Here is an 18116-nt window from a genome sequence, read left to right as displayed (position 1 = left end):
TCCACTTAATCCTAAAATACAAAATGTGATAATTATCACGCTTTGTATTTTTATAATGTCATTGATATATTTCTTTTTCATTGACCTCATTTCCAACTTAAGCCGTCTATTTAGCAAATAAAAAAGCTATAAAATCTTATTTTTCCCTATAATTTTTTATATGTTCTCACCCGAACTAGAAGCATATTTTTATATTGCCAATAAGAGTTAGAATGAATTAAATGAAAATCAAATTCTGGAAATATATATAAAATTTATCTTAAGTTTATGTTTTTATTTGATTTTTATAAATAATTGATATCTAAAGTTTTTATTTATTTTGTGAACAATTTATCAACCAAAATGACACTTGAGTAATTAATAGTCATTGAAATATTGGTAATAAACCTTATATTGAGTACAGGTTCATACCTTTAATTGAGGAAACGCTCATGAATAAATTTATGGTTGCAGTCTTTACTGGCATGGTGAGCATTGCTGGTTTAAACGTTCAAGCTGCAACGCCTGAGCAAGAATGTCAGAAATTGCAAGACGATTATAATTTGATTTATGCATCAAAAGGCTTTTGTTTTAAAGATCCTGATGCTAAAGAAAAATATGGTAATGAAAACTGTCATACGACAAAACCAAAGTTTTCTGACAAAGAGCAACAACGTCTTGATGCGATTAAAGAGCGTCAGAAAGAATTGAAATGTAAGTAATTTTTAAAGGAATAATACATGGCATACGATGATCAAAATATCTTCGCAAAAATTTTACGCAATGAACTTCCAGCGATAAAAATCTATGAAGATGATCAAGTTCTAGCTTTTATGGATATTATGCCTCAAGCCGATGGTCATACATTAGTTATTCCAAAAACACCTGCTGTAACGCTGCTTGATTTACCCCCAGAAGCAGCCGCTTATACCATACAAATTGTTCAGAAAATTGCGAAAGCAATGGAAAAAGCCCTCAATTTAGAAGGTATTGTCTTAATGCAACTTTCTGGAGCAGCGGCAGGCCAAACTGTTCCGCATGTTCATTTTCACCTTATTCCTACAAATGTGCATCAACTTGGACGCCATGCTGTAGAGTTAGGTGACCAAGAAAAAATCAAAAGATTAGCTGAGAAAATTAAAGCAGCTCTTTGATTTTTAATTCATTAAAGCGGAGTTTTGACTCCGCTTTTTTTCGTCTAAAAACTATAAAAAACTAAAATAACTAATATATTTCTAAATTTTAACCGTCATAAAACTGTCATTTATTTTTCACGCCCCTGTCACAAAGTTTGCCGATACTGCTTAGCAAGTTGGTGAGCTTTTGTAACTTTTTGTACATAAGTCAACTACAAAATAAATAGTTAACTAGGCATACGCCATTTTTAAATACTTTTGGAGAAATCTCAATGAAGAAATTGCTACTCGCTGCCGCAGTTGCAACTTTGAGCATAAACGCGGTGCAAGCAGCGCCAACTTTGTATGGCAAACTGAATGTTTCTATTAACCAAGTTGACAATAAAAATTTCGATGGAAAAAGTGACGTTACCGAAATTAACTCAAATTCTTCTCGCATTGGGGTAAAAGGCGAAGAGAAATTAACTGACAAGCTATCTGCTGTTTATTTAGCCGAATGGGCAATTTCTACTGATGGCTCAGGTTCTGATACTGATCTTAGCGCTCGTAACCGTTTTATCGGTTTAAAAACTGAAGGCGTTGGTACATTAAAAGCAGGTAAGTATGACTCTTACTTCAAGACAGCTGCTGGTGGTAACCAAGACATCTTTAATGATGACACTCGTTTAGATATTACCAACATCATGTACGGCGAAAACCGTTTAGACAACGTGATTGGTTTTGAGTTAGACCCTAAATTGCTAGCTGGTTTAACATTCAATATTATGGCTCAAACTGGCGAAAGCACTTCTGACAGTAAAGATGGTGAAACTGGTAAAGATAGCAAAAATGATAGCTTTGACTCAGTATCAACTTCTCTTGGTTATGAAAACAAAGACCTTGGCTTAGCAGTGGCTGCTGCTGGTGACTTCGGTATAAAAGGTAAATATGCTGCTTACGGTCTGAAAGATGTTTATACAGATGCTTACCGTGTAACAGGCTCTTATGACATCGCAAAATCTGGTTTTGTAGTAGGTGCGTTATGGCAACATGCTGAACCTACTGATGACTTGACTGCATATGGTCAAACATATAAATCAGATGGTGCAATCGATAAAGCTGGTAAAGCTTATCGCGGCTTAGAAGAAGAAGCTTATGCGGTAACTGCTGCTTATAAAATTCCTAATACTAAGCTTAAAGTGAAAGCAGAATACGCTTCTGCTGAAACACAAGTAAGTGGTCAAGCAGATCGTAAAATTGACTTGTACGGCTTAGGTCTTGATTATCAAATCAACAAACAAGCTCGCTTCTACGGTATTGTTGCTCAGCAAAAACGCGACTGGATTAAAGAAGACGACAAGCAAACTGTTGTAGGTACTGGTATCGAATATAACTTCTAATCAGTTATCTTTGATTCATATCTAAAATAAAAGGGCTAAGGCCCTTTTATTTTATTGTACAGATTAAAAAAGCCGATATAAAAATTATCGGCTTTTTTAAATTTTTAGCTTACTTTAAGAAACCACTTACCAGATTCATGACATTTTGAATATCTTGGTTTGCTTCTTGATGATCAGTACTGTCACCCTGAGGCGTTAATGAATCAATGACTTGAGGTAAGACTGAAGCAATTGCACCGTAAACTTCTTCTTTCGGTGCTTGTACTTGCTGAGCAACTTGTTCAATATCAGAAGCATTAAATAAGCTTTGTAATTGTTGAGTAGGAACGGCACTATTCGCTTGATTTGGATCGACCCAGCTTTGAACCTGATTACCCAGACCTGCTCCTTTTAACTTTTCTAAAGCAGCTTGTAAGCCGCCTTGTTGTTGAACCCAGCCTAAAATCAAAGGTACAACTGCAATTAATAAACTTTGTACACCGCCACCTGCTTGAGGCGCATTATTATTATTTCCAGTCACTTGACCTAATACAGAACCTAATACTCCACCAAGGCCACCTTGAGCGCCAGAAGAAGTATTATCCCCCATTTGTCCAAGTACAGAACCTAAAATTCCACCCAAACCGCCTTGACCTGATGTTTGTTGATTCCCACCTAAAGCTTGCTTAGCCAAAACTTCAACAATACTGCTTAAATTTGTCATGTGTAACTCTTATGTATGGTTTACACATGAGCATACGCGGATTCTTGTTAAGACAGCAAAAGCCAAATTGTTAAATTTTGAAAGAGGTTAAATAGTCTTTTACCAACGGAATTTATTCCAGTTTTCAGGGTTTGCCCAAAATCTTGAGTTAAACCAATCTGGAACATGTTTATAGGTCAATATATTAAATTGCCATAAAGCAAAATCGCTATCATGCGAAGTCTTATCAATGAGTTGGGTAAACCCTAAAGAACGCAATAACTGTTCATCACTTCGTTTGCTCACCACAACAATTCGTTTTGCTAATAAATCACGTAGTTTTACTAATAATTGTGATTTTTGTACTTCAGTTATGATCTGCATTTCATCGGTATCAAATAATACAAAACCCAAATCATAACGCTGAGTAAAAGGCAGACTTAAAAGCTCAGTTACGGTAAAATAACGCCATTGAATTGCGTTATTCTGGTCAATTTTCTGGCCAATACAAAGTGCAGTATGAATGGGCTGTTCTTTTGATAAATCGTCTAGCATAGAAGCGATGACATTTTGTTCAGCCATGACTGCAACCCTTAATTGAAAGATGTGAGTTTAAACTTTATGGAACTACAAGGCATTTGCCATAAAATGCATGCAGGCCTAAAAGATGCTAGTGTAACTGATCAACAGACAACCAAGGCAAATGTTGAATACAAATTTGTATTAGACCGTTCAGAAATTGATCTTCCTTTTAATTTAGGACAAGAACTAGAAATCGAATGGACAGGTAATATTTATTGCACTTCTTGTGGCACTAAAACACCAAAGTCATATTCTCAAGGCCACTGCTTTAAATGTTTTAAAACTAAAGCGGAATGTGACCTCTGCATTATGAAACCGGAAACATGCCATTACCACTTAGGTACATGTCGTGAAGATGACTTTGCCCACAATGTTTGCTTTCAGCCGCATATTGTCTATTTAGCAAATTCTAGTGCTTTGAAAGTGGGTATTACGCGTGTCAATCACATGCCAGGTCGTTGGTTAGATCAAGGTGCAACTCAGGCCTTACCTATTTTAAAAGTAGGCTCACGTCGCTTATCTGGCCAACTTGAAATCATGTTTGGTTCTTTAGTTGCTGATAAAACTGATTGGCGCAAATTACTCAAAGGTGAGGCTGAACCGCTTAACCTTGTTGAACAACGTGATCAATTAATCGAAGAGTTTGCACCTAAAATTCAAACGATTCGAGAAGAATTTAGCCAAAATCTTGAATTTAACGAAACTGTTGAATTATTAGAAGATGAGTTACCACGTGAGTTTGTTTACCCTGTTGAGCAGTACCCTGAAAAAATTAAGTCTCTAAATTTGGATAAAACACCAAAAATTCGTGGTGTATTACAGGGTATTAAAGGTCAATATTTAATTTTTGATATTGGCGTGATTAATGTTCGTAAATATACAGGTTATGAGCTTATAGTACGTGCTTAAGCTAAAATAGAAATAGGCATTCAGAAGAATGCCTATTTTTTAATTACTTTTCTAAAATTCTTAAAATTGCCTGTACTGAATCTTCTGTATTCCCAGAAATAAGCTGTTTATGCATGGTTAAATGTTGCATCACTTGAATTTGAGCTTTTTCAATATTCATCAGTTTCTCTATTTCAGCAGCTAAATTTTCTGATGTTGCATCAGCCTGAATCAGCTCTTCAATCACTTTTTTACCAGCAATGATATTTGGTAAAGAATAATAAGGAATTTTGACCAAAAACTTCGCAATTAAATAGGTCAACCAATGCAACTTATAAAAAGTGACCATAGGTCTATGCATTAACATTGCTTCTAAAGTTGCCGTTCCAGAAGCTAAAGCAATGATGTTACTTGCATTCATGACCATACGGCCAACTTTTGATTCAGTGTCTGTATTTTCTAAAATATGAACTACAGCTTTTAAATGAGGTGCTAATTGTTCAACACTCTGCTCAATCTGCTGTTTACGTGCATCGTTAATTGCAGGAATTAAAAATTGAATATTTGGATATTTCTTGTGCAAAATATTGGCAGCGCCCAATAGCATAGGAAGAAGTCGTTCTACTTCACCTTTACGGCTACCTGGCAACAAAGCAATATGTTTTTGATTTTCATCAATACCTAATTGTTGTTTAGCAATTTGAATTGGATTTTCAAGCGGTAATTGCTTTGCTAAGGGATGGCCTACAAAAGCTGCTGGAACTTCATATCGCTGATAGAAAACTTTTTCAAAAGGAAATAAACAAAGGACTAAATCTATACTCTGTTTAATGCCATGAACACGCCCCTGACGCCACGCCCAAACTGATGGACTCACATATTGGACGGTTTTTATTGGAAGATTCTTCTCTTTAATACTTTTGGAAAGTCTAAGGTTAAAATCTGGCGCATCAATACCAATAAAAATATCAACGGGTTGCTCAGTCCATTGGTTAATTAAACCATCACGTACAGCGAATAATTTTTTTAAGTCTTTTAGTACTTCAACTATCCCCATCACAGACAAAGTTTCCATCGGGTAATAGCTTTTAAAACCTTCAGCAATCATTTGGGGACCACCGATTCCCTCAAATTCAGCATCAATTCCTTGTTCACGAAAACTACGCATGAGCTTAACGCCAAGTGTATCTCCAGAAACTTCCCCAACTACAATGCCTATTTTAAGTTTTCGGTTTGCCAAGGCGATTTACCCAAGAATTTGAAATAATGCATTCTAGCATAGAGATTTATCAATCTTGAACTTGATGCTTAAGCTATAAACACAAGACAAAATTTTATCTACTATCTAAAATTACATTAAGTATTTATCTTTTAATCTAAATTAACAATACTTTTTCAATTGTAGCTTTTATTTACAAACAATAGAATAAATGAGAATTATTAACATTATCTTTAATCTTATGAATATCCCACCTCGACCGTTTAAGCTATCTGTCATCGCCTGCGCGATTTGTTATGCGAATCTCACCTATGCTCAAGATACAAGTATTCAAGCCCTGCAAACGATTAAAGTAAAAGCTTCGGATGTTGAGCAATCTTCAGAGCAAACCAAAGCCTATAATGTTAAAAACTCAAATAGTGCAACTAAGCTTAATATTGAAGCTAAAGAAACCCCTCAAACCATTAATGTCGTTACTCGTCAGCAAATTGAAGATTTCGGGCTTACCAGTACGAGAGATGTTCTAAAAAACACTCCGGGAGTAACTGTGAGCAATCAAGAAACCGAACGTACGTCGTACATGGCTCGTGGTTTTGAGATTTCAAATATCTTAACTGACAGCGTAGGCTCTCCCCTTTCTAACTATAATTATAATAATACTAATCCAGATACTTACTTTTATGATCGCGTAGAAGTGGTTAAAGGCGCTGACTCACTTACAAATGCATTTGGCGACCCAAGTGCAACCATTAATAATATCCGAAAGCGACCAACTCAAGAATTTCAGGCAAATGGTGGCGTGAGTTATGGTTCATGGGATACACAACGTTATGAAGCTGATGTATCCGGTTCTATTCTACCGAGTGGAAAAGTACGTGGCCGTATCATGGGCTATCAACAAACAGGTGATTCCTACCTTGATCGATACTCTGCTGAAAAAAATGGTTTTGCAGGTATTCTTGAAGCTGACCTAACAGATAGTACGTTGCTCACTGTCGGCTATAGCCAAGAAAAAAATAAACCGAATGCCAATAACTGGGGAGCTCTACCCTTACTAGACGCAAATGGTAAGCAAATTTCTTATGACCGTTCATACAATCCCAACCCCGATTGGGCACATTGGGATAATGAAACCCAAAATGCTTTTGTTGAGTTAAAGCAAAAAATTAATGATCAGTGGACTGCTAAGCTCACATATAACTATCTAGATACAGAACATAATAGCCATTTACTTTACTACTCTGGTTATCCAAAAGCAGATGGATCGGGTGTTTACTTAACCCCATGGGGCGGCCAAGAGCAGCAAGAAAAACATGCTGTAGATTTTAATCTCGAAGGGACTTATAAGCTATTTAACCAAGAACATGAAGCATCTTTAGGTTATAGCTATGTCCGCAGTCATCAACATGATAAGCAATCTACAGGAACAATTAATGACAGTAACGTTATAAAATCAACGACTACAGACTGGGCAAGCTGGACACCTCAATCTGTAACTTGGTCAGATTTCACAGAAGCGGCAAATTATAAGCAAAACATCAATTCATTCTATGCTGCTACACGTTTACATCTGAATGAAGACCTAAAACTTTTACTGGGTGCAAACTACGTTAAGGCCGAAAGTAAAGGCGAAAGTTACGACTCACCAATGTCATATAGTGAAAGTAAGCTTTCCCCTTATTTTGGATTAACCTATAACTTTACGCCTGAATATACCGGCTATATGAGTTACACCTCTATTTTCCGTCCACAGACCGGTATTGATAAAGACACGAATCAAGCTTTAAAACCTATTGAGGGTAAAAGCTATGAAATGGGTGTGAAAAGCTCGTGGCTAAATGATCGCTTAACAGGAACACTTTCTGTCTTTAAAACTGAACAAAATAATTATCCACTACGTAACTCTGATGGAAACCCACTTAATAGAAAAGTACCAACCAGTGATCTGGAATCCCAAGGTGTAGAAGTCGGATTATCAGGTCAAATCACAGATAATGTGAACCTTGCTTTCGGTTACGCTCAGTTTAGTATTAAAGATATTAAGAATGGTGGCGAGGCAAGAACTTATAATCCGAACCAGACGCTTAATTTGCTAACGACCTATACGCCGTCAGTTCTGCCTAAGTTAAAAGTTGGCGCAGGCCTACAGTGGCAAGATGGTGTAAAGCTATATGACTCAACTGTAAACAGTACGATCAAACAAGATGCCTATGCCTTAGTCAACTTAATGGCGAGCTATGAAGTAAATAATCATATTACGCTTCAAGCAAATGGTAATAACATTTTTGATAAGAAGTATCTATATAGCTTCCCTGATGGCCAAGGATTTTATGGTCCTTCTGCCAACTATACAGTTGCTGTGAAGTTTAAATATTAATATCGTAGCCAATCCTAATTTAGGGATTGGCTTTTCTTATTATTCTTTGTTTATGTGTCAGTAAAGATGTCCAAAACTGTAAATCTCCCTGTGTCATATCGCATAAAAGTTTTCTATCGATTTTTGCTCGTTTTCGGTATGGGTTTTGCCTGTATGGCGTATTTAAGTCTTGGTCTCACTGGAATTTTCCGTTTGACCTTAGATAAACCTGAAGCCATATATCTAGCAGCATTTATAGCAATTCTATTTTACGTATTGTTCGTTATTATAGGTTTTTGCATTCAATCGCTTTTGAAACTCACTGGGTTATCAATCGTACTCTGTACCCTTTTCTTTTTTGCAACGCGTATGGTGGGTTATGCATAAAGGTATACGCCAATCTATGGCATGGCTACACTCATGGACTGGCCTAATTTTTGGATGGCTCGTATTTGCCATTTTCTTAATGGGAAGTTTGTCTTATTACCGCCACGAAATTAATTTATGGATGCAGCCTCCACTTGCACAATATGAAGTAAAGCAAGATGTTGCTATTAAAACAGCATATCAATACTTACAAGACCATGCTCCAGATGCCAAATCTTGGTATTTAACTGTTGCAACACCTGAGAGTCCCGTAAACACGATGTATTGGGAAAAATCAGACGGCGGTTATGGAAATGCAACTCTGGATGCAAACACAGGCCAAGAGCTTAAACTTTCGGCAACGCTAGGCGGCGATTTCTTTTACCGTTTCCATTATCAACTCTTCGGTTTGCCAATATTCATCGGACGACTAATAGTATGTCTTGCCGCATTTATTATGTTGATTGCTTTAGTTTCAGGCATTATTACCCATAAAAAAATATTCACCGACTTTTTTACTTTGCGTACATTTAAGTCTCAGCGTTCATGGCTAGACTTTCATAATATTTCTTCGGTGATTGCCCTGCCTTTCTTTTTAACCATTACCTTTACAGGCTTAGCTATTTTCTTTTATTTATATCTGCCTTGGGGAATGCAGAAGCTCTATCCAGAAAACCCATATCAATATTTTACTGAAATACGTACAAAGGCTGTACCCGAGAACCAGTCAATACAGCCAGCTCAGAACCTATCAATTGAAAAGTTATTAAGCCAAGTACAACAAAATTGGGGAAATAAAACTTTATCTACTATTAGTATAAAAAATCCAAATACCAATCAGGCACAAATCACCTTTATTCAAAAAGAAGATCATTCAATTACCCGTAATCAGGCTCAAATTACATTGAATGCATCAACAGGAAAAGTCTTAGCAGATACACGTAATAATAGTGCGATTGTAACGCTTAATGCCGGGGTCTACGGTCTACACATGGCAACATTTGCCCAACCTTTACTTCGCTTAGGTTTCTTCTTCTCTGGCATTTTAGGTTGTGTCATGATTGCCTCTGGTTTGTTACTCTGGAGCCTTAAACGCCAAATTCAAAATAAGAACAGCAAGTTTCATTTTGGACACTATTTAGTTGACCGTTTAAATGTCGCAACTTTTGTAGGACTGCCGTGTGCAACTGTGGCCTATTTGAGCGCGAATCGATTATTTACTGTCACTACAACCACGATCAATTATGAAATTTATAGCTTTTTCTTAGTCTGGCTCATCAGCTTAATTATCGCTTTAGTCACTAAAAAACAATATTTATGGCGAACTCAACTTAGTATTTTTATTCTGCTTTGTATGGTGCTTCCAATCTTAAATTTAAGCTATTTACTTCAACATAACTATATTCAAAGCTTAAACAGTTATTGGGTATTTGCACGTATAGATATCTTTTTGTTGATATTTGCAGGCTTAGCGATTTTTATATTCTGCAAAATTCAACCTATTCAGCATAAAGCTGTAGAAAAAATCCAAAAGAAGCTGAATAAATTAAATACTGAGGTGAGCTCGTGATCTTTATAGCTTTCATTTTAATTTTATTAGGAATGTATTTGTTATTTATGGCGAGTGAAAAATATCGATCACCAAAATCAACAGGCCATTTCAAATCGTTAGCTCAAAAATATTACCAACTCTTTAAAATAGCTGCATTCATATTGTTTGTTTTATGCGCATACATTTTGGTTCAACATTCTAACTTTTCAATTGGTTTTGTCAGTTGGTGGATATTTGCAACGCCGTTAACTTTTGGTCTCATCCTTTTAATTAACCCATTAAAATCATCAAAATAATCTTAAATACTAATAATTTGATGAAAAATGACTCAAGCTAAGCAATATTTCGATTGCTTAGCTTTTTTTTGCATAAGTAAATCATTATTCATGACAACTGTTTATCTCTAAAAGGAATAAGATATGGACGTTTCGTGATAAGTGGCGATAAAGATGTTTGGTCCTTTTGAATTTATCTTAGCGGGTATGTTAGTTGGTTTCTGTGTAGGGATTACAGGAGTTGGTGGTGGATCATTAATGACACCAATTTTAATTAGTCTTTTTAGAATTGAACCGCATATCGCAATTGGTACCGATTTACTTTATGCCGCAATCTCAAAATTTTGTGGATCAATGGTTCATGCCAAGAAACTCAACATTGTCTGGCCAATTGTTTTATGGCTTGCTGTGGGTAGTATTCCAGCATCTTTCGCTACATCTTGGGTACTTGAACACTTTTTAAGCCAGTCAACCCACTATAAAGCTGTGTTAACCATGGTTTTGGGTTTTATGCTAACACTGACTGGTGTTTCAATTATCTTTCGTTCTCGAATTGAAAAATTCTTTAATCGTTTTAGAAGCAAAGAAACAGTACAAACAGAAAATGAGCAATTGGCTATTCACCATAAACGCCTCTACATCATTATTATGGGTATTATTTTAGGCGTATTCGTAACACTTTCATCTGTTGGTGCTGGTGCATTTGGCATTATGGCACTCGTGATCATGTTCCCGAACTTACCAATGATTCGAATTATTGGTTCAGATGTGGTACACGCCGTATTGCTTACCTTAGTGGCGGGCCTTGGACACATGAGTGCTGGAAACGTCGACTTTACGCTTCTTATGTGGTTATTAGTAGGCTCAATTCCAGCGATTATTGTAGGTACGCTCATTAGTTCCCGCATGCCAGAGCGTTTAATCCGAAAAATTTTGGGTATTACCCTATTTGCTCTCGGTGTTAATTTTATGGTTAACCCAGTCAAAGCAAAACCAAAAGCACCTGTGGTACAACAACAAGTAGTGATTGCTGAAAAAACAAGCAACCCAACTGAACAATAGCAAAATCAATAAGATTTTTCCAAAGCGAAATACCATGAGATGTAGGATTTTCATAATTATTTCATGGTATATTCAGTACACAAAACAACCTTTAGTATGATCGAACCAGTGACAGCAATGAATACACATTCAAAATCAGTTTCCAAGCCAGATATCGACGACGTTAATATTAAAAGCATTCAAACTCTTGTAACTCCAGCCGAGCTTAAATCAGAGCTGCCTTTATCTGATGTTGCTTCACAAACCGTCCTAAAAGGTCGTGAAACCATCCGTAATATTTTAGATGGCTCAGATAAACGTTTATTTGTCGTTATTGGCCCTTGCTCAATTCATGACCCTAAAGCTGCTCACGAATATGCCGATCGTTTAAAAGCATTAAATGAAAAAGTTAAAGAAACTTTATATTTGGTTATGCGTGTTTATTTTGAAAAACCACGTACAACAATTGGCTGGAAAGGTCTAATCAATGACCCAGATATGAATGACTCATTTAATATTGAAAAAGGCTTGCGCATTGGCCGTAAGCTTTTACTTGAATTAAATGAAAAAGGTCTGCCATGTGCAACTGAAGCACTTGACCCGAATTCTCCACAATACTACCAAGACTTAATTTCATGGTCTGCAATTGGCGCACGTACAACCGAAAGCCAAACTCACCGTGAAATGTCTTCTGGTCTATCGTCACCAGTTGGTTTTAAAAATGGTACGGATGGTGGCTTAACTGTTGCAACCAATGCCATGCAGTCTGTTAAATATGGTCATAGTTTCTTAGGCCTTAATGACGATGGTCAGGTTTCAATTATTAACACCAAAGGCAACCCATACGCACACGTAGTTTTACGTGGTGGTAATGGTAAGCCAAACTATGATGCTGGCTCTGTTGAAGAAGCAGAAAATGCTTTGGCTAAAGCAAAAGTAAGCAATAAAATCATGATTGATGCGAGCCATGCAAATTCAAACAAAGACCCGTACTTACAACCACTTGTTCTTAAGAATATTACTGAACAAATTTTAGATGGAAATAAGTCAATTGTTGGTCTTATGGTTGAAAGTCACTTAAAAGGCGGCCGCCAAGATATTCCAGAAAATCTTTGTGATCTAGAATATGGTAAATCAGTGACTGATGGCTGTATTGACTGGGAAACAACCGAAAAAACATTACTTGAAATGCATGAAGCTTTAAAAGACGTTTTACCAAATCGTTAATCCATCTTTTTAAGAATATCGATTAAGCCCTCTTTTTTGAGGGCTTTTTATTTTAATGAAATTTCTAGATAAGCCGTAATAGGGTTTAAAAGTTTTATTATTTATAAATAAAAATAACTTACGATAAAAGCAAAAAGCAGCACAGTTTCGCTAAGCTCAATTGCGGCCCCCACAGTATCCCCTGTGATACCATCAATACGTTTTATAAACAGATGTCTTAAATAAACAAGGCTCATTAAAAATCCAATCACGGCGATTAGACCTTGCCATCCCCAATATAAAGGTAACAGCAAAACTAACCCAATTATTATCCAAGAAGCTGTTTTAGGTAAATGGTCGGTCAGAGAACGGCCTAAACCTTTTTCACGAACATACAGTGTAGTTAAAAATAAAATGGATGGCACAAGGCGCCCAAGTGCAGGAACCAATATTAAAAATAGCATTTGATGTTGTTCAATCAGTACATAGACCAGTGCGAACTTGAGCAGACATATAACAACTAAACTCAGTACTCCAATGGGGCCACAACTTGGATCCTTCATAATTTGTAAAGTACGTAGCTTGTCTCCAAAACCACCTACCCACGCATCTGCCGTATCTGCCAGCCCATCTAAATGCAAACCGCCTGTTAGCCAAATCCATAAAGTCATTATGATGGGGGCAAGTAGAAGAATTGGTAATTTTGCGAAAAGACATGCAATAAGAAAAAGAATGCCACCGATAATGAACCCAACCAAGGGATAAAACAAAATAGCTCGACCATTTTGTTGCGCCGTCGGCATTGTCTTTAACTCGATTGGCAGAACAGTTAAAAATTGCAATGCGATCCAAAAGGGTGTCATATCCAATCCAAGTCTCTAACTGATCTATATTCAAAACAGATTGAATTATGAAGAAATAAAAATGGGAATAGCAATCCCTATTCCCATTAAATACTTCAGAAAACTGAAAATCTATTGTATTTGATAGCACTGTTTCAATTTTATGTAGTCGTAGTAGAAACTGGTTGGGCTATAACGCGCGTAGTTACATGCAGACTTAAATAAAGTCTCTTTTTCGTTATAAAGCATTTTTACCAAAGTATTGCCTTGGTTATTTTGATAAATATCCCACTGTACATTGGCAGCCATAGGTGAAACCACTTCTCCGCGCCATGAGCTGGTTGAGTAATTATACGTCTGGCGAAGTGGTAAAGGCTGCATCATATTATGTAAGTCTAGGCTGGTGGCCAGAGGAATAATAATTTCTGCATGAGCAAAACGTAAAACCGCTTTGTAAGGTTGAGCTTTATTGACTACAGCATCAACTTGTTGAAATAAATCTTGCTTTAAACCTTGGGCGATTGCACTTGTGACTTGATTTGACTCTGTAAAGCTTGGACCTTTTTCATAAAAATCATTTGCATCATTAAATCCGGCATAGAATTTTGCGGCTTCAACAGGCATATATTTATCAAAATCGATACCTTTTAGTTCATCTTTCATGCCACCAGAAATCGAATAAAGCTCATACACATAAGCTGCTGCATCAACTGCACTGGCGATAGTGTTTTTACCCTTACCTTTTTCCGTAATTTGCTCACCTTTAGGCGAAGTGACTGTAAAAGACCCCGTATTACTAAAGCTATAACCTGTTGTACCCAATTTTTTAATAAAATCTGCTTTAAAAATTGGACTTAACACAGTTAAAGCGACTTGTTCAGCTTGAGTATGATTTGATAATTCATCTAACTTTTGGGTTAAATCTTTATTATTTTCTTCAAAATCTTGATAGGCCTGACTTGCATCATAAATTTTCTGTTGGTTAACACTTAGCGGCTGAGTTAGGTCTTCATCTGCATTCAAGCTATGGAAATAAAGTTTAAAACGGTCTACCCCACCATCTTCAACACTTGGCACGCTTTCACTCGATAAATTGGTATAAGAGACTGGAACAATTTTATCTTTGAGCTGCGGTTGTTGTTTAATGAGTTCAGCCGTGAAAAATTTAGCACTATCTACCGCACGATCCACACCCGAACTTTGTACCGATATCGAAGCTTGTTGATTAAATAAATTCGGTAATCGTTGTAATAAACGATCAGCAATCCCGCGATGTTCTAAAATACCGGTCATGGTTTCATTTCCATAACCGTACTGGCGAATTCCTTCTACGCCGTAACCTAACAAAATATTGGCTTTCATCATTGCTTCAAGGTCAGTTCCCAATTGCTCACCTAACGGTGTTAAGGCATTTTCTGTTTTTGCCTGTTTCCATAAATTATAAAGAGCTAAATCGTATTTAAGACTTGATAGACCTCTTGAGCCATGACGCGCCACTAACTCTGTAAAAACAGGTTGGAATCCACTTGGTGCTTGTTCATAGCTTTTTAATTCTTGTTGAGCTTGATAAGGTGTTTTGGTTTGATAATACTTTGATTGGGTTATAGGTGGTGTCGTTGGCTGATTATCTTGATCGTCATTATTATTACAAGCCACAAGCACTAATGACGCAGCAAGCATTGTCGTTTTAAATAAAATATTCATAAGTCAGATAAGCTATTAATAAGAAATGCTCATATCTTAATTTTTAGCAATGACAGTACGATTACAATATTTTAAATATCTTTATAAAAATAATAACTTACATGTGTATAAAAATATAAAGCTGCTATCTCAGTATAAAAGTTAATTGACCATCTGTTTTAGAAAATTCGAGAGGATATAACTTCCCAAGTTCTGCTGGCATTTTAAGTAAATCATCTAAAGGCTGTTGCCCAGCTAAACAAGCCAATAATTTAATTACGCCCCCATGGGTAACAACTAAAGCATGTTGCCAGTTTTGGCTCTGCATTTGATCAATTAATTGCTTAAACCCAATCAAAACTCTATTTTGAAATAGAATTAAACTTTCTGCATTAGGAGGACAATACTGACTAGGCTTTTGCCAAAAATTTACTAGCAACTCGGGTGAGGTTTCATAAATCTGCTGTGTTGAAACTCCTTCCCAATCACCAAAATACATTTCTTTTAAATCGGGACTTAAAACTAACGGTAATTCTTTTTGTTCAGCTAGCTGCTCGGCAAAACAAGCACAACGTTTTAATGAGGAACTTACAATCACATCCCATGGCTGATTTGCGACTTGCTCAATGGTTGACTGCATTTGCTGCCAACCTTTTGCTGTTAACTCATCATCTAAATGACCACGTAATGTATGGCTAAACTGACTTTCACCATGTCTGAGTAAATCAATTTTCAATTTACTCAATTTTGTCCCCACTTACAGCCGCTTGAGCAAACGTTGCCATTTGATTATGTAATACGCACGCCATTTTAACCAATGCCAAAGCAGCACCAGCCCCACTACCCTCACCTAAACGCAAATTCATCTTTAAAATTGGCTCAGCATTGAGTTCATGTAAAATACGGCGGTGGCCATATTCTGCCGATTGATGTCCAAATAGCATCCAGCCACGTACATCAGGGTTCATTCGTACAGCACATAAAGCAGCTACCGAACTAATAAATCCATCCACAATCACGGGTAAACCAATTTGAGCACATCGAATATAAGCACCAGTTATGGCAGCAATTTCTAAGCCACCTACAGCACTTAGGATTTTAAACGCATCACCAATGACATGTTGATAGTGACGCTCTATTGCCTGCTCAATCACTTCAATTTTATGTCTTAACTGATCGGCACCAATTCCTGTACCTACACCAGTTAATTGTTCAGCCGTCTCATTTAATAAAAGGCATGCTAACGCAGAAGCAGAACAGGTATTTCCAATCCCCATTTCACCCGCAATATAAATATCTGCACCGTCGGCTTTGGCTGTATCTACGGTCTTTTTTCCTAATTCTAAAGCAGCACGGCATTCTTCAGCATTCATTGCCACTTGTTTTGCAAAATTTGCTGTGCCTGCCCGAATACAATGACGCTCAACACCAGCATATTCGTACGCTTCGCCTACTGTGCCACAATCGATAACTTGCAAATGAGCTTGATGATATTTAGCAATTACACTAATTGCTGCACCACCAGTTGTGAAGTTTTGCAACATTTGACGTGTGACAGCTTGAGGATAGGCAGAGATATTTTCTTCAACTACGCCATGATCACCCGCAAAAACTGTGATCCATGGGTGGTTAACTTGAGGATGAACATTTGACTGTAAACTGGCAAGTGTAATTGCAATCTGCTCCAAATCACCTAAAGCACCCGTAGGTTTAGTGAGTTGGAGTTGATGTTGTTCAGCTTGTTTTTTTGCTTCTAGATTAGGTTGCTTTACCGATTCTAACCACCAGTTCATTTTACTTCTCACCTTTTAAAATCATTGGAAAACCAGCTACACAAAACATAACCTTATCTGCAATTTGTCCTAGAGCTTGATGCAGTCTGCCTGCTTCATCTACAAACCTTCGACTAATTTCACCTAATGGCACAACACCCAGACCAGTTTCATTACTGACTAAAATAATTTCTGACTGGAGCTGAGGTAAAACGTCTATTAGTTGCTCACATTCAAACTCTTGAACGTTTTGATCATCTAAAAGTAATAAATTCGTTAGCCAGAGCGTTAAACAATCCACCAAAATAATTTGATTAGGTCGATCAATTTTCTGCAAAGTTTTTGCTAAAAATAATGGCTCTTCAACCAATGACCAGTGAGCAGGACGCTGGTTTTGATGGTGTGCAATTCGGTTTTGCATTTCAGGATCAAGTGCTTGCGCCGTTGCGACATAAGTCACAGCTAATTGCGTAGCTATTGCCGTTTGTTCAGCCAGTCGACTTTTACCAGAACGAGCACCACCCAAAATTAGTTGCAACATGAATCACCTAAAAACAAATGCTGAGAGGGATATAACTTACCTTGTAAAGTTTGAGCCTGATAATAACCAAACGTCAAATGCTCAATTTTAAGTTCAAATTCAGCGTATTTATATTGTACAGGTAATTCAGAAATTTTTTGCAAAATCAAATCACTACTATAAGCTTTTTTATACAAACCCAAGGTGATATGCGGACAATAATCTAAAGCCGCAATTTCATGAGAAACCGTGCCTAACTTCTGTCGTATTAGAGATAAGATATTATCGGCATCTTGAATTTCTACAAATAAAGCACTACTAAAACTATCAACTGCTCCAATTTTTAAATGAAATGGAGCAAAATCCTCTTTTCTTAAAAATTCCCTCTGTTGCTCAAACTCACTAAAACTAAAATCATCTTTATAAACTTTAGATTCTTGAGTCAAAAAACCGCATATAAACAGCGTGACATGATATTGACGGCTATGAGGTTCTAATAAAAAATCTGAAAAATGCGCGCGTAATGTATCTAAATAATCAACTAAGTTTTGATCATTAATTTCCAGATACCATAAAGCATAATTTTGACGCCCACAGTGCCATTCCCGATAATCCCGGATAAATGTTGGCACCATGAG

Annotated in this window: 19 protein-coding genes; 10 read left to right on the top strand and 9 right to left on the bottom strand. The window is 36.8% G+C overall.

The features are described from left to right. Positions 1 to 431: 431 nt before the first annotated feature. From KTH84_RS02175 to KTH84_RS02165, 3 genes are all read left to right on the top strand, one after another. Positions 432 to 701, top strand: coding sequence for a YARHG domain-containing protein (locus KTH84_RS02175; RefSeq protein WP_003651599.1), 270 nt, complete (start codon positions 432 to 434; stop codon positions 699 to 701). Between the two features lie 18 nt (positions 702 to 719). Continuing rightward, the gene (locus KTH84_RS02170; protein WP_262471787.1) at positions 720 to 1133 is read left to right on the top strand and encodes an HIT family protein; all 414 of its coding nucleotides are present in this window, start codon (positions 720 to 722) and stop codon (positions 1131 to 1133) included. A 254-nt stretch (positions 1134 to 1387) separates the two neighbouring features. Further along, entirely contained in the window at positions 1388 to 2494 is a 1107-nt protein-coding gene (locus KTH84_RS02165; RefSeq protein ID WP_133973752.1) for a porin, read from the top strand. Between the two features lie 109 nt (positions 2495 to 2603). Here KTH84_RS02165 and KTH84_RS02160 read toward each other — a convergent pair whose 3' ends face one another. Both KTH84_RS02160 and KTH84_RS02155 read right to left on the bottom strand, forming a co-directional pair. Further along, positions 2604 to 3197, bottom strand: coding sequence for a YidB family protein (locus KTH84_RS02160; RefSeq protein ID WP_262471786.1), 594 nt, complete (start codon positions 3195 to 3197; stop codon positions 2604 to 2606). A 99-nt stretch (positions 3198 to 3296) separates the two neighbouring features. Next, positions 3297 to 3758, bottom strand: coding sequence for a DUF6231 family protein (locus KTH84_RS02155; protein WP_262471785.1), 462 nt, complete (start codon positions 3756 to 3758; stop codon positions 3297 to 3299). A gap of 39 nt (positions 3759 to 3797) precedes the next feature. Between KTH84_RS02155 and KTH84_RS02150 the strand changes: the two genes are divergently transcribed. Next, on the top strand, positions 3798 to 4667 hold the full coding sequence (locus tag KTH84_RS02150; RefSeq protein WP_202742205.1) for a DUF2797 domain-containing protein: 870 nt from the start codon (positions 3798 to 3800) through the stop codon (positions 4665 to 4667). A 43-nt stretch (positions 4668 to 4710) separates the two neighbouring features. Here the strand turns inward: KTH84_RS02150 and lpxB are convergent, their stop codons facing one another. Next, complete coding sequence (gene lpxB / locus KTH84_RS02145; RefSeq protein WP_262471784.1) at positions 4711 to 5886, bottom strand: lipid-A-disaccharide synthase; 1176 nt, start codon at positions 5884 to 5886, stop codon at positions 4711 to 4713. Positions 5887 to 6106: 220 nt separating this feature from the next. On the opposite strand from lpxB, the gene KTH84_RS02140 reads away from it, so the two are divergent. From KTH84_RS02140 to KTH84_RS02115, 6 genes are all read left to right on the top strand, one after another. Next, positions 6107 to 8242 carry a TonB-dependent siderophore receptor gene (locus tag KTH84_RS02140; RefSeq protein ID WP_262471783.1) on the top strand — a complete coding sequence of 712 codons (2136 nt, stop codon included), beginning with the start codon at positions 6107 to 6109 and terminating at the stop codon, positions 8240 to 8242. A 66-nt stretch (positions 8243 to 8308) separates the two neighbouring features. Continuing rightward, positions 8309 to 8608 carry a hypothetical protein gene (locus KTH84_RS02135; protein ID WP_202742208.1) on the top strand — a complete coding sequence of 100 codons (300 nt, stop codon included), beginning with the start codon at positions 8309 to 8311 and terminating at the stop codon, positions 8606 to 8608. Beyond that, a complete protein-coding gene (locus KTH84_RS02130; RefSeq protein WP_262471782.1) occupies positions 8601 to 10157 on the top strand; it encodes a PepSY-associated TM helix domain-containing protein in 1557 nt (518 codons plus the stop codon). The genes KTH84_RS02135 and KTH84_RS02130 overlap by 8 nt, the downstream gene beginning before the upstream one ends. After that, positions 10154 to 10435, top strand: a complete 282-nt coding sequence (locus tag KTH84_RS02125) for a DUF1634 domain-containing protein (RefSeq protein WP_262471781.1) — start codon at positions 10154 to 10156, stop codon at positions 10433 to 10435. Before KTH84_RS02130 ends, KTH84_RS02125 begins: the two co-directional genes overlap by 4 nt. 153 nt (positions 10436 to 10588) lie before the next feature. Then, a complete protein-coding gene (locus KTH84_RS02120; RefSeq protein ID WP_262471780.1) occupies positions 10589 to 11476 on the top strand; it encodes a sulfite exporter TauE/SafE family protein in 888 nt (295 codons plus the stop codon). A gap of 117 nt (positions 11477 to 11593) precedes the next feature. Then, the gene (locus KTH84_RS02115) at positions 11594 to 12682 is read left to right on the top strand and encodes a 3-deoxy-7-phosphoheptulonate synthase (RefSeq protein WP_262471779.1); all 1089 of its coding nucleotides are present in this window, start codon (positions 11594 to 11596) and stop codon (positions 12680 to 12682) included. Positions 12683 to 12783: 101 nt separating this feature from the next. Here KTH84_RS02115 and KTH84_RS02110 read toward each other — a convergent pair whose 3' ends face one another. The 6 genes from KTH84_RS02110 to KTH84_RS02085 all read right to left on the bottom strand — a co-directional run bounded on the left by KTH84_RS02110 (position 12784) and on the right by KTH84_RS02085 (position 18113). Next, positions 12784 to 13524 (bottom strand): adenosylcobinamide-GDP ribazoletransferase, encoded by a 741-nt coding sequence (locus KTH84_RS02110; protein ID WP_262471778.1) that lies wholly within the window; start codon positions 13522 to 13524, stop codon positions 12784 to 12786. A gap of 111 nt (positions 13525 to 13635) precedes the next feature. Then, positions 13636 to 15207 carry a histidine-type phosphatase gene (locus tag KTH84_RS02105; protein ID WP_262471777.1) on the bottom strand — a complete coding sequence of 524 codons (1572 nt, stop codon included), beginning with the start codon at positions 15205 to 15207 and terminating at the stop codon, positions 13636 to 13638. A 124-nt stretch (positions 15208 to 15331) separates the two neighbouring features. Next, positions 15332 to 15931, bottom strand: coding sequence for a histidine phosphatase family protein (locus KTH84_RS02100; protein ID WP_262471776.1), 600 nt, complete (start codon positions 15929 to 15931; stop codon positions 15332 to 15334). After that, entirely contained in the window at positions 15924 to 16979 is a 1056-nt protein-coding gene (gene cobT, locus KTH84_RS02095) for a nicotinate-nucleotide--dimethylbenzimidazole phosphoribosyltransferase (protein ID WP_262471775.1), read from the bottom strand. Before cobT ends, KTH84_RS02100 begins: the two co-directional genes overlap by 8 nt. 1 nt (position 16980) lies before the next feature. Then, entirely contained in the window at positions 16981 to 17499 is a 519-nt protein-coding gene (gene cobU / locus KTH84_RS02090; protein WP_262471774.1) for a bifunctional adenosylcobinamide kinase/adenosylcobinamide-phosphate guanylyltransferase, read from the bottom strand. Beyond that, positions 17487 to 18113 (bottom strand): 2'-5' RNA ligase family protein, encoded by a 627-nt coding sequence (locus KTH84_RS02085; protein ID WP_262471773.1) that lies wholly within the window; start codon positions 18111 to 18113, stop codon positions 17487 to 17489. The genes cobU and KTH84_RS02085 overlap by 13 nt, the downstream gene beginning before the upstream one ends. Positions 18114 to 18116: the final 3 nt, after the last annotated feature.

Origin of the sequence: Acinetobacter sp. WU_MDCI_Abxb74 (assembly GCF_025513915.1) — a bacterium.
Lineage (GTDB): Bacteria > Pseudomonadota > Gammaproteobacteria > Pseudomonadales > Moraxellaceae > Acinetobacter > Acinetobacter calcoaceticus_C.
The sequence above is the reverse complement of the archived record's forward strand: the minus strand, read 5'-3'. Positions and strand labels throughout refer to the sequence as shown.